At 64.0% G+C, this 12,853-nt stretch carries 10 protein-coding genes; 7 read left to right on the forward strand and 3 right to left on the reverse strand.

Features of this window, described 5'->3' with window-relative positions; all coding sequences use genetic code 11:
- A partial coding sequence (locus AC3WQS_RS14625) for an Ig-like domain-containing protein (protein ID WP_492713131.1) occupies window positions 1-1,149 on the forward strand: 1,149 nt, incomplete at its 5' end.
- 10 nt (window positions 1,150-1,159) lie between these two features.
- Here AC3WQS_RS14625 and AC3WQS_RS14630 read toward each other — a convergent pair.
- Window positions 1,160-1,990 (reverse strand): hypothetical protein, encoded by an 831-nt coding sequence (locus AC3WQS_RS14630; protein ID WP_492713130.1) that lies wholly within the window; start codon window positions 1,988-1,990, stop codon window positions 1,160-1,162.
- A gap of 93 nt (window positions 1,991-2,083) precedes the next feature.
- Here AC3WQS_RS14630 and AC3WQS_RS14635 point away from each other — a divergent pair, with 93 nt between their 5' ends.
- The 3 genes from AC3WQS_RS14635 to AC3WQS_RS14645 are packed head-to-tail and all read left to right on the forward strand — an operon-like array spanning window position 2,084 to window position 4,452.
- Window positions 2,084-2,839, forward strand: a complete 756-nt coding sequence (locus tag AC3WQS_RS14635) for a lysophospholipid acyltransferase family protein (protein ID WP_020905757.1) — start codon at window positions 2,084-2,086, stop codon at window positions 2,837-2,839.
- A 3-nt stretch (window positions 2,840-2,842) separates the two neighbouring features.
- Window positions 2,843-3,577, forward strand: a complete 735-nt coding sequence (locus tag AC3WQS_RS14640) for a lysophospholipid acyltransferase family protein (protein WP_029254200.1) — start codon at window positions 2,843-2,845, stop codon at window positions 3,575-3,577.
- Window positions 3,578-3,630: 53 nt separating this feature from the next.
- Window positions 3,631-4,452 (forward strand): Cof-type HAD-IIB family hydrolase, encoded by an 822-nt coding sequence (locus AC3WQS_RS14645; protein ID WP_024488043.1) that lies wholly within the window; start codon window positions 3,631-3,633, stop codon window positions 4,450-4,452.
- A 37-nt stretch (window positions 4,453-4,489) separates the two neighbouring features.
- Here AC3WQS_RS14645 and AC3WQS_RS14650 read toward each other — a convergent pair whose 3' ends face one another.
- Window positions 4,490-6,499: an N-acetylmuramoyl-L-alanine amidase gene (locus tag AC3WQS_RS14650; RefSeq protein WP_070796556.1), complete on the reverse strand. Its 2,010-nt coding sequence runs from the start codon at window positions 6,497-6,499 to the stop codon at window positions 4,490-4,492.
- A gap of 331 nt (window positions 6,500-6,830) precedes the next feature.
- On the opposite strand from AC3WQS_RS14650, the gene AC3WQS_RS14655 reads away from it, so the two are divergent.
- On the forward strand, window positions 6,831-8,393 hold the full coding sequence (locus tag AC3WQS_RS14655) for a SpoIID/LytB domain-containing protein (RefSeq protein WP_492713129.1): 1,563 nt from the start codon (window positions 6,831-6,833) through the stop codon (window positions 8,391-8,393).
- Window positions 8,394-8,495: 102 nt separating this feature from the next.
- Here AC3WQS_RS14655 and AC3WQS_RS14660 read toward each other — a convergent pair whose 3' ends face one another.
- Window positions 8,496-9,989: a PucR family transcriptional regulator gene (locus AC3WQS_RS14660; protein WP_492713128.1), complete on the reverse strand. Its 1,494-nt coding sequence runs from the start codon at window positions 9,987-9,989 to the stop codon at window positions 8,496-8,498.
- 170 nt (window positions 9,990-10,159) lie between these two features.
- Here AC3WQS_RS14660 and AC3WQS_RS14665 point away from each other — a divergent pair, with 170 nt between their 5' ends.
- Both AC3WQS_RS14665 and AC3WQS_RS14670 read left to right on the forward strand, forming a co-directional pair.
- Window positions 10,160-11,581 carry an amino acid permease gene (locus tag AC3WQS_RS14665; protein ID WP_205907261.1) on the forward strand — a complete coding sequence of 474 codons (1,422 nt, stop codon included), beginning with the start codon at window positions 10,160-10,162 and terminating at the stop codon, window positions 11,579-11,581.
- Between the two features lie 90 nt (window positions 11,582-11,671).
- Window positions 11,672-12,853, forward strand: coding sequence for a thiolase family protein (locus tag AC3WQS_RS14670; RefSeq protein ID WP_007731825.1), 1,182 nt, complete (start codon window positions 11,672-11,674; stop codon window positions 12,851-12,853).

The raw sequence follows: 12,853 nt of genomic DNA on the forward strand, positions 1-12,853 counted from the left end.
CCGAACAACGCTGTCGGTACGGTGCAGTTCAAGTCGAACGGCACGGCCATTGGTTCACCGGTGACAGTTTCCGGTGGGACTGCGACGCTGTCGCATTCGTTCGATGCTGCTGGCGCTCAGAGCATTACCGCTGACTTCACCGCTGGTGCAGGGTTTGTGAGTTCGTCGGCATCTGCTCAGACGGTGACGGTCTCCGATCCGGCTCCGGTCGATGTCGAGACCACGACCTCGCTCTCGGTTCCGGCGACGGCGATCACGGGTACTGCGGTTGATCTGACTGCAACCGTTGCTCCGAACAACGCTGTCGGTACGGTGCAGTTCAAGTCGAACGGCACGGCCATTGGTTCACCGGTGACAGTTTCCGGTGGAACCGCGACGCTCTCGCACATCTTCGATGCTGCTGGTGCTCAGAGCATTACCGCGGACTTCACCGCTGGTTCCGGATTCAAGAACTCGGTTGCGAGTGCGAAGTCAGTTCAGGTGAGTGTTGCCGACCAGGAATCCGTCGTCGAACTGAATATCCCCACCGATGCCAAAACTGGTGTGGCGACCGACTTGTGGGCAACAGTCCGAACGTCGTCGGATGACGCTGTCGGCGTCGGAACCGTGCAGTTCTACGACGGTGGCGTCGCGATCGGCGGTCCTGAACCGGTTACGGCCGGCGCTGCTGGTCTGTCGCATACGTTTACCTCTGCGGGTGCGCACAGCATCACGGCGGTTTACTCGGGAGGAGCCGGTGTAGTCGGGTCCTCGGCCCAGGCGCGGACGGTGAATGTAACGGACCCTGCGCCTTCGGATGTCACCACGGAGACTGTGGTGACGGTGCCTGCCGATGGTGTGGTGAACAAGTCGGTGACCCTGTCGGCGACTGTCAGTTCGGTGCAGAACGGTGGAACGGTGCAGTTCATGGATGGGGACACCCCGATCGGTGACGCTGTGCCAGTGGTCAACGGGATCGCGGCGCTGAACCACACCTTCACCACAACCGGTGCGCATTCGATTTCGGCAATCTACAGCGGCGCAGCCGGATTCACAGGCTCCACCTCGGCGGCCCACGCAATTCAGATCAAGGCTGCAACCGGCGGTGGCACGGGCAGCCTCGGTTCAGGCAGCGCTGGCTCGAGCGATTTCCTTCCCTTCGGTTCCTGACCGGAACAGTTCAGGTCGCGGCCCCGAGGCAGTATCCCTCGGGGCCGATCGACAGGGTGAACTGCATCGACCGTGAGTTACCGGTTCCGTCGCTGACGGGCAGGGTGACACGGACGTAGTCGCCGCGAACCGGAGTGACTGTTGCAGCGTCGGCGTCGAAAGACTTGATACCGGCCAGCTGATTCGGATCGAGCTTGAGTGGCGGCTGGCCGGTGGCGCCGGTGCCGTCGGGATCCCACGGGCTGTTGCCGGGGCAGATCAGTGGATAGAACGTCTCGACGTCGCGGGTATTGACCGGCCGTCCCGTGGCGCGTGAGAGAAACCGGACGACGGCGTGGGAAGCGTCGGCCGCGGTGTAGAAGTTTGATTGCCCCGCAGGGAAGACGAACGGGCACGCATAGCCGGAAGCGATCTCCGAGCGCTTGGCGGCGACGGAGAGTCCGCCTCCACTCCAGGTGACCGCGTACTGGCCGTCGACGCCTGGTGCGGCGATGGCCGTCAAGATGGCGGGCACATCCGAGTATCGGTCGGCAATTGTTGTGGGCGGCATCGTCCAGCATGCGTTCGTGAGCGCAGCCACGTCCAAGGACACCAGGTCCGTTGCCCAGGCCGCCAAGGCCGGCGCAGCAGCCGGATTACCGGGCACGTCACCAACCGGAGGTGGCGCGGCGGGCGCAGTGGTGGTCGTGGGCGCGAGAGTGGTTGTCGTCGTGGTTTCCGTCGTAGGCGGAGACGGTTCGTCCGTCAGGATTCCTGTCCGTCCGTCGTCCTCACATGCGGTTATCGCCAACGTCATGGCGAGTGCGACTGCCCCCACTGCCGCTCGTCCTGCCGACTTCATTCGTTCTTACGCCCCTTTTGCGACATTCTGACCAACATCCACCCCATAACTGCTGCGGGTCAGATCACGGATTCCCGTCTACGCTAGCGAACTGTGGATCCCGTTTACAGAACAGTCATCGGCATCGCCCGTACCGTCTTCGCTTTCGAGGGCCTGAAGTTCTCCGTCAAGGGAGAGCAGAACATCCCGGCGTCCGGTGGCGCCGTGATCGCGATCAACCACACCGGATACATGGACTTCACGTATGCGGGACTGCCGGCGCGGACCCCCAAGCGCTACATCCGGTTCATGGCGAAGAAGGAGGTCTTCGACAACAAGATCTCCGGACCGATCATGCGGGCCCTCAAGCACATCCCGGTCGACCGCGGCGCGGGCGCCGACTCCTACAAGGCGGCCGTAGATTTCCTGAAGCGCGGTGAATTGGTGGGCGTGTACCCCGAAGCGACGATCAGTCGGAGCTTCGAGATCAAGGAATTCAAGTCCGGAGCCGCCCGGATGGCAATCGAGGCGGGCGTACCGATCGTTCCCGTCGTCATCTGGGGCGCTCAGCGCGTGTGGACGAAGGGTTATCCGAAGCGGTTGGGCCGCACCAACACTCCCATCTCGATTGCCGTCGGCGAGCCGATTGCACCTTTCGAGCCGGCGAGTGAGCTGACGGCGAAGCTGCGGTCGACGATGCAGGAGTTGCTACTCGATCTGCAGAAGGACTACGACCATCCCGCCGGCGAGTACTGGGTACCGGCCCGCCTCGGTGGCAGCGCGCCGACGCTCGAGCAGGCCGACAAGATGGATGCCGACGAGGCCGAGGCGAAAGCCAAAGCACGTGAGGCGCGGAAGTCCGAAGGCTGACCCATGTCCTTCGAACCCGTTTACACCGCCGTCGAGGTAGTCGCGCGTGGTCTGAGCGGTTTCCAGGGCGTGAAAGTCACCCGCACCGGGACGGAACACGTCCCGGTGTCCGGCGGTGCCGTCATCGCGATCAACCACACGAGTTACCTCGATTTCATACCGGCGGCCCTGGCGGTCGGCACCGCGAAACGCAAGCTCAGAGTGATGGCCAAGGCTGAGCTGGCGGACAACAAGGTCCTCGGCTTCCTCATGCGTGGATGCGGCGTCATCGAAGTGGACCGCTCCGCCGGAGCGCAGGCGTATCGAGCCGGAGTCGACGCCCTCGAGCGTGGCGAATTGGTGGGCGTCTACCCGGAAGCGACGATCAGTCGGAGCTTCGAGATCAAGGAAATGAAATCCGGAGCAGCTCGGATGGCCATCGACGCCGGCGTGCCGATAATTCCGCTGATCGTCTGGGGCGCCCAGCGGATCGTCACCAAGGGCGGACCGAAAAATCTGGGCCGCAATCATTTCCCGATCTCGGTGGAGGTGGGTGCACCGATCGATCCGGTCGAGCCCGCCGAAGCGCTGAGCGAGATCCTGCGCATCGAGATGGATGCGATCCTGCGCCACGTTCAGGACGGGTTCGTGCACGAGCCCGGGGCGTACTGGGTGCCTCGCCGACTCGGCGGTGGCGCGCCGACGCCGGCGGAAGCCGCGGCCATGGACGCACAGGAACGCGCGAAGCGGGCGCGCTGAGCGAGACCGTCGTACCGGGCAGGCACAATGGCGGTGTGAGCCCAGACCGTCGTATCAGCCCTGACCGCCCAACCTTGGTTGCGACCGATGTCGACGGTACCCTCATCGATCACGACGAGTTGGTCAGTGCCCGCACCCGCGCCGCCGTGCATGCCGTCGTCGAATCCGGCACGCCGTTCCTGCTGGCAACCGGGCGTCCTCCGCGATGGATTTCGCCCGTCGTCGAAGGTTTGGGATACGCGCCACTCGCCGTCTGCGCCAATGGAGCCGTTGTCTACGACAGCTACGCCGACCGCGTCCTCAGCGCCGCGACCTTGTCGGTCGACGCACTCACCGAACTCTCCGAGTTGGCTCTGGTTGCACTTCCCGGGTCGGGATTGGCCGCGGAACGGGTGGGGGAGAGCGCACACGACGCCGCCACCCCACAGTTCGTCAGCTCACCAGATTACGAACACGCCTGGCTCAACCCGGACAACACCGAGATGTCCGAGGACGAAGTGCTTGCGGCGCCGGCCGTCAAACTCCTGATTCGCCGTCCAGGCATGACCAGCACGGCGATGTACGACACGCTCGCCCCGCACGTCGGTGCGCTCGCCGACATGACGTACTCCACCGAGAACGGACTGATCGAACTCTCGGCGCCGGGAATCACGAAGGCGTCCGGCCTGGTTGCCGCGGCCGAAAGGTTCGGCTTCGACCTGTCGGGTCTGGTTGCCTTCGGGGACATGCCCAACGACATCCCGATGCTGGGGATGGCTCGACTCGGCGTTGCCATGGGCAACGCTCACCCCGAAGCCAAAGCCGCAGCCGACGAGGTCACCGACACCAATTCGGCGCACGGGGTCGCAAAAGTCCTCGAGCGCTGGTGGTCGTAGAACCCACCAGCGCCCGAGGACGTGTACTGCGCGAGTGTCAGCCGACAGGCGCGCTGTTGGCCATTTCCTGGGCAAAGGTCTCGTTGTAGGTCTTGAGGACCTTCGTGACCATGCCGGTGATCTGGTTGAAGATCAGCGAACCGTTCTCGAAGTCGCTGCGCAGGCCGTCCGGGATCGAGTATTCGTCCGAGATCGGCAATCCGAGTTCACCCGCGTCGGAACCGAAGCTCTGCCACGACTTGAAGATCTCGCCGAGCACGGTGAACACTCCGCCGTTGGGTGAGGTGTAGACAGCGCCGTTCTGGAACAACGCACCCTGGTTGCCGAGCTTCGCCTGCAGGATTCCGGACAGCGCCTGGCCGAGGCGTCCGAGGTCACCACCTTCGGCGATCCACTTCTGCGCGAGCGGTGAATTGTCGGTGATCTTCAGAATCTGGGTGACCAGATCCGGGATCGACGATCCGGTGCCACCGGTGACCGTGTCGACCGGAGTGGTCGGCTTGGGCGCAGGCGTCGACGGATTGGAGGGGTTCGACGGGTTCAACGATCCGCCGATATTCGCGGCCGCGATGTTCCGGATGTCGTTCATGTGTGCGTATGCGGCATCACCAGGGCAAGCCGTGTTTCCGACGTCGCGGTGGGCGAAGATGATCGGCAGATCCACTGCTGCGCCCTGCGGGTACGGAGTGAACTCCGTGCCCTCGGAGTACATCGTCGTTCGGCCCTTCGGGTCGAGGCCGGCCAGGCCGAGCTTCCAACCGAGGAACTTGCCGACGGCGTTGAGCGTCGCCTGCGAAGGCTCGACGGTGGAGTAGTCACCCATCATCGCGATACCGGTGGTGTTCTCGTTGAAGCCGCCGGCGTGCGCGCCCTGAACTGCTTTGTCGAGTCCGCCTGCGCGGCCTTCGAAGGTCTGACCGTACTTGTCGACGAGGACGTTGTATCCGACGTCGCACCAGCCGAGAGTGCGTGCGTGGTAGGCGTAGATCGAGCGGACGATGCCGGCCGATTCTTCCTTGGTGTAGTTGTTGCTGCCCGCGGTGTGGTGGACAGTTGCTCCACCGGTGAAGTCGTCGTACGTGGGGGAGTCGCAGCGAAGTGACTCGTCTGCTCCCCACTGTGCGCGGGTGATGACGGAGGGTCCACTGCCGCCGAGCGGTGCCGCGACTGCCTGCAGATTGCTGTCCGCGTCGCTGGTACCCGGATCGATCAACACTGCGGTAACGGCATCTGCTGCCGTCGTCGCCTGGCGAAGCGGCTTGGACACCGAAGCCGGGGTGTACCCGAGTTCGCCGGTGGCTGCGGGTGCTTCCGCAGGCACAGGTGCTTCGGCCGGCGCTTCGGCAGGCACAGGCGCTTCAGCAGGTGCTTCGACAGGTGCGGGTGCGGCTTCCGGAGCCGGCACAGCTTCGGCCGCGGGGGCAGCGACACCCTGCGGGGTGAGGATCTGGATGGACTTGGTGGCGCCGACGAAGACAGGTTCGGTGGCGGTACCGGCGTTGGTGGCCTGATCCGAACTGGCGGAGTCGATGGCGTCAGGGGTGAACCACGGACCCCAGGTGCCGTCTTCGGCCAGGGCGCGGACCTTGGACTGCGCCGAGGCGAGCGTGTCCGAGGTCAACGCGACCATGCTGAACGGAGTGTCGCGGGTGACTTCCTTGACCACGGCACCTGGCTCTTCCTCGGAGGGAACCGGAGCGGTTTCGGTCGGGGCCCCGGGAGCAGCGGGTGCCGGGAAGAGCTCGGTCGGCAACGTGATCCCTGGAGGTAGCGGGATTTCGGTCGGGAGCTTGAGGTTTCTGAGATCGCCCAGGTTGATGTCGGGGAGATCGAGACCGGTCAGCTCCTTGACCGGAATGATGATGTCGGGCACCGACGCGAGGAGCACCTCTGCGATCTGGGTCGGCACTGCTACTGACGTCGTTTCGTTCGCGGAACGTACATCGGACGTAGTGCTCGTGAAGCCGTAGACCGCAAAAGGACTTGCGACAGCCACTGCGGCTACAGCCCCGAGTACGAGCGAGGGCTTCGGTCGACGGTGTGGCAAGGGATTACTCCTCGGTTGTAGTTACTTGCGAGCGAACTTCAGGGCCGATGACGGCCGTGAACGGAATCCTTCAAAACCGGATCCGAGCAGGTCGGATGCCATGTTCTGGGGTTGAACTCCAGTTTTCGGACGCGTACGTCTGCAACTCGTGATGCTGATGTGACTCGTGTGACTGGTGTTGCTAACTCCAAACACTCTTGCCACACTAGTCACAAAAGTCCATAACGCTCAACCTTAGGGTGAGACTTTAGTTAAATCGTTGTGGACTGGCCTGCGCGCGAAGTACCGACTTCGCGGACTCGTGAGGCCGGTAGCGATGAGGAGAGCATTGATGGCGAGAAGCGGAAGAAGCGGAACTGCAGGTAAGAAGCCTGTGTCCGGTCGCGCAGGTCGCTTTCTGGTGGGCGGACCCGGGAGGCGAACCTCGCTGATGCGGGTCTCGGTCCTCGGTCTCGTTCCGGCTCTTGCGCTCGGCGTCGCGATCGGAGGTTTCACGCAAATCCGCGCTGACGAGCCGTCGATCCTGCACGCCGTCGCCGCCGATACACAATTCACGCTCTCCGGTCATGGCAACGGACACGGCCGCGGAATGGGGCAGTGGGGCGCTTACGGCTACGCCAAGAACGACGGCTGGTCCGGCGAGCGAATCCTCAGTCACTACTACGGCGGAACCGTCCTGGACTCCTTGCCGCCCGCCCAGATGAGTGTGCGGCTCACAGTCCAGGACAACTCGACGCTCGACGTCTACTCCGACGCCGGCCTCGTGGTCAACGGTCAGCGCACCGCGCCGGGCGAGGCTGCCCATCTCACTGCACTGCCCGGTGGCGGTGCGCAGGTGGTTGTCACCAGCGGGTGTGGTGGCGGGGTTGTCTGGGAAGCGGTCACCGAGCATCCGTGGGTGGATCCTGTGGATCTCAGTCCCGATCGACCCGCCGACCAGTTCCTGAAGCTGTGCAACAACGACGCGCCCTATCGCGGCGCCCTCGGCGTAGTGCTCGACAACGGCTCGGCTCGGACGGTCAATCTCCTCGACATGGAGGACTACCTGCTCGGCGTGGTGCCGGTCGAGGCAAAAGCCGAATGGGCCGATTCCGGTGGGGCCGAAGCACTACGGGCGCAAGCCGTGGCGGCGCGCTCGTACGCTGCGACCGAGCATCGCAGCTCGTACGCCGACACGTGCGACACTCAGGACTGCCAGGTCTACGGCGGAGCTGGCAAGGAAGATCCCCGGACCACTGAAGCCGTTCGGTCCACCGCCGGCGCCGTTCTGTCGCGTGACGGCAAGATTGTTGCCACCGAATTCTCTTCGTCCACAGGAGGTTACAGCTCCGGCGGTGAATTCCCGGCCGTCGAGGATCTCGGTGACGCCCTTTCGCCCAATCACGACTGGACAGTGAATCTGACCGCGGGTGAGATTGCGGACGCCTTCGATGTGGGCGAGCTGCAATCGCTCAAGATTCTCTCGCGCAACGGATTCGGTACCGACGGCGGGCGAGTGACGGCAGTCGAGGTGGTCGGAACAGATGCAACTGTTGGCGCCACCGGAATGCAGTTCCGTCAGAAACTCGGCCTGAAATCGGACTGGTTTACCGTCGGCGACGGCGCTGGTGTGGTAGTGGCACCGGATTCGGAATCGACAGTGCCGGAATCCAATTCGCCATCCGGCGATCCATCGGGTACGGTTACGGAGACGCAGATCGAGAAGAAGTATCGGGAGCTCGGCGGTGAAAGCGGCTCTCTCGGTGCTCCTGCCGGCCCGGAGATGCAGTTGCCCTCCGAAGCAGGCACTTTCCGTGTCTACGAAAACGGAACCATCATCTGGACAAAGGTTTTGGGTGCGCAGGTAGTTGATGCCAACGTGCTCCGCGAGTGGATACCGACGGGCGGAAGCTAGGGGAAGGTCGGTCGGTAGCGACTCGCACGTATCGACTCTGAAGGGTCTCTGCCGTAACCCGGCGGAGGCCCTTCAGGTCGTTCAGGGCTCATTGGTTGTCGGTCAGATGGTCGGAGCGTCGCCGAGCAAGCGGTACTCGAGCCACAACTCCGCACGTTCCGTGGGGGAGCCGAGGTCCAGTTGGAGAAGGCTCTCGATCCGAGCGAGTCTGCTGCGCAACGTATGCCGATGAATATTCAGCGCTGTGGCTGCGGCGTCGCCCACACCGTTGTGTGCCAACCACATGGCCAAGGTTCGGTAGAGATCGCTACCGCCCTTCGCTTCCAGAAGCGGGCGCAAGTGTGCCGCCGCGAATGCCGTCGAGCGATCCTGATCGAGAAACGCGGACAATCCGCTCTCCGAGAGTTCGGCGAACCGCATCGAAGGCAGGTTGCGGGCGCCGGCCTCGGCTGCTGCCTGCGCGGCTTGGCGTCTGGCGCGCGAGAGATCGTCCCACCACAGCATGTCCGACACGCCGACGGTTACGTCGATTTCGTTGACACGGGCGAGGATTCGCCCGCTGTCGGTAGCCGAGACGACGGCGATCAACGCTCCGTCGGTGATGCCGAACGCCAGATCGCGGCTGAGACCGTCGAGCAGTGAGACGGACACGCTCTCGAGCAGGCCACTCGGGCCCGCTACGTGGAAGACCTGGAAAGGTTCGACCGGAAATCCTCCCCAAAGTTCCCCGGAGATGTTGCGGGCGAGCGCATTCTGTCCTTCGAACAGCTGATGCATCGCCACGGTACGCAAGTGGTTCATCGTCAACTGCGCATCTCGGGTTCGAGCCGTCATCAACGTGAGCAGAGACGCGGCGGCGATGACGATGCCCTGATTCAGAGAGCCGACGGCGCCGGGGCAGCCGGCGACGAGATACCCCATCAGCTTTCCCCTCGACGTCATCAAAGGGTGCGAGATGACGTCCTCGTTCTCACTCGTGAGGAAACTGACTTCCATCGGGCGGGCGTCGCGCTCGGGAGCCGTTCGCTCGATTCCTGCGGCAGCAGCGGTGTGTGAGATCTCGACGGTATGGCCGGCCGAGTCCAGCAGGGCCGCCCATCCGCCCATCAATTCCGCCACCCGTCGTACGACTGCCCGGGTGCCGTTGACCGTCACTGCAGCTTGAAGCAGTCGCCGCAGGCTCTGGTAGTTGCTGCGCAGCGCTTTCATGTCGTCGTCGGATTGCGCCTTCGACACCGCTTTGGTCAGGGCGATGAAAGGTGTTCGCAATGGGACGTCGAGTAGGGGCACACTGAAACGGGTGGCCGCATCCACCAGAGTCTGCGGCGCCTGCTCGTATCCGAGGCCGGTTCCGAAACCGATTCCGGCAATTCCGGCCGCCACCAGGGTGCGTACGAAACGGGTCGTTTCCGCGGCCGTCGTCGGTAGCGACACTCCAGTGATGAGTAGTAGTTCGCCGCCGTCGAGGAAGGGCGTCGGGTCGGGAAGTTCGGAGACATGTGCCCAGGTCAGGGTGCGATCGAGCTGATCGTGCCCCGCCAGGACGCGAAGGCCGAACTGTTCGGTCGCACAAAGCTGGCGGAGCGTGATGGGCATGGGTCCAGTCTGACACCTCGGACTCGCCACTTTGTAGTGCCTGCGGTCACGTTTGTACAAAGTGGAGCCTGACGCGAGCTTGCCGAAGGTCCGACACTGGCGCTATCGAAAATGCGCTCCAGAAGAGCGTCACCGAGATCCACGTCCCGAACAGCCCACAAGGAGTACTGATGTCCAGTACAGACCAGCCGGCACTTCAGCACACGCTGAAGAAGCGGCATCTGTCGATGATTGCGATCGCGGGCGTCATCGGCGCCGGACTGTTCGTCGGCTCCGGTGTGGCGATCCAGGAGACCGGACCGGGTGTCCTGATTTCCTACGCGTTGGCCGGCGTAGTCGTCATCCTCGTGATGCGCATGCTCGGCGAGATGTCGGCAGCGTCGCCGGAAACCGGCTCGTTCTCGTCGTACGCCGACAAGGCCATCGGCCGCTGGGCGGGCTTCTCGATCGGCTGGCTGTACGCGTGGTTCTGGATCATCGTGCTCGGCATCGAGGCCACCGCCGGTGCCCTCATCATGAATCGTTGGGTTCCCGGCGTTCCCCAGTGGACCTGGGCTCTGATTCTGATGATCGTGCTGACGCTGACCAACATCATCTCGGTCAAGTCGTTCGGCGAGTTCGAGTTCTGGTTCGCTTCCATCAAGGTCGTCGCCATCATCGCGTTCCTCGGCATGGGCATCGTGGCGATCTGCGGATGGATGCCCGGCGTCGAAGCACCGGGAATGACCAACCTGACCGGTCACGGCGGTTTCCTGCCGAACGGAACAGGAGCCATGCTCGCCGCAGTCCTTGTGGTCGTGTTCTCGTTCTTCGGCGCCGAAATCGCCACCATCGCCGCCGGTGAATCGGCCAACCCGCTCGAAGCTGTTCGCGCTGCCGTCAAGTCCGTCGTCTGGCGAATTCTCATCTTCTACATCGGCTCGATCGCGGTGGTCGTCACTCTGCTTCCCTGGGACAGCGCATCGGTCGCGCTCAGCCCGTACGTCGCCGTCATGGACTCCTACGGCATTCCGGCCGCGGGCAACATCATGGACGTCGTCGTCCTCACGTCGGTTCTGTCCTGCCTCAACTCCGGTCTCTACACCGCGAGCCGCATGATCTTCTCTCTCGCCGGCCGCGGCGACGCCCCCAAGTCGCTCTCACGTATCGAGAAGACCGGCGTCCCGATGCGCGCTGTCCTGGTCTCGACGATCGTCGGCTTCCTGACCGTCGGCATGAACTACCTCTCCCCGGACAAGGTCTTCCTGTTCCTGGTCAACTCCTCCGGTGCGATCGCGCTGTTCGTCTGGCTGGTCATCTCGGTGTCCCAGCTGCGCACCCGCCGCAAGCTCGAAGCTTCGGGCCAGGAGCTGGAACTCAAGATGTGGTTCTTCCCGTACCTGACCTACGCGACGATCGCCGCCATCATCGCGCTCTGCATCGGCATGCTCACCCTGGACTCGACGCGCAGCCAGATGATCGTGTCCCTGGGGCTCGCAGCGATCCTCGTGGGCATCGGGCTCTACCGATACCGGAACCACAAAGAGACCGAGGACGCCGAAGGCGCCGACGCCGAGGTTGTACCCGTGTCCGAGAGCGCTCCCACACCCTGACACCAACGTCCCCATCTGCGAGATACTTAGATGTCCTAGTATCGGCCACGGACAGAGAAATCGACGTGAGCACAGCAGATGGGGACAATCATGACCACACCCGAACCGATCGTCATCGTCGACGGGGCCAGGACCCCCGTCGGTAGCTTCGGCGGCGTCTTCAAGGACGTACCCGCACACGAGCTGGGTGCCGCAGCAGCCAAGGCCGCGCTGAGCCGCGCCGGCGTTGCACCCGAAGACATCGACGAGGTCGTCATGGGCTGCATCGGCCAGGTCGGCCCCGACGCCTACAACGCACGCCGCGTGGGCATCGCCGCCGGACTGCCCGAGAACGTTCCCGCCTACACCGTCAACCGCCTCTGTGGCAGCGGCCTGCAGGCCGTGTGGTCGGCGGCGATGCAGATGCGCTGGGGCGCAGCTGCCATCACCCTCGCCGGCGGCGACGAGAGCATGTCCCGCATGCCGTTCTACGATTTCGCCGCCCGCTCGGGCTACAAGCTCGGCGATCGCAGCCTCGTAGACGGCACCGTCGCCATGCTCACCGACCCGTTCAGCAAGGCTCATATGGGCCGCACCGCCGAAGCCGTCGCCCGCAAGTACGGCGTCAGCCGCGAGCAGCAGGACGAGTTCGCAGTGGAATCTCAGCGCCGCGCTGCTACCGACGCAGCCAAGGCAGCATTCGCCGAGGAGATCACTCCCGTCGAGACCGGTGGTCGGCGCTCCGTCACCGTCACCGAAGACGAGCATCCCAAGCCCGGAACCACTGTCGAAACCCTCGCCAAGCTGCGCCCTGCATTCGAAGAGGGCGGATCCGTCACCGCCGGTAACGCGTCGGGCATCAACGACGGCGCCGGCGCCCTCGTCCTCGCGACGGGCACCGAGGCAGCCAAGCGCGGCCTCACCGGACTGGTCACGCTCGAAACCGTCACGACGGCAGCCATGGAGCCCGGCCTGATGGGCTACGCTCCCGTGCTCGCTCTCGAAAAGCTTTTTGCGCAAACAGGATTGAAGCCGTCCGACATCGGCACCGCCGAGGTCAACGAGGCCTTTGCTTCGCAGGCCATCGCCGTCATCCGTGACAGTGGCCTGGATCCGGAGAAGACCAACCCGTACGGCGGAGCAATCGCCCTCGGACACCCGGTCGGTGCCACCGGAGCCATCCTCACGCTGCGCGCGGCACGCGACATGGTCCGTCGCGACCTCGAATTCGGCATCGTCACCATGTGCATCGGCGGCGGTCAGGCACTCGCTGCCCTGCTGAAGCGGGTCTGA

Source organism: Rhodococcus sp. FW305-130 (assembly GCF_058788335.1).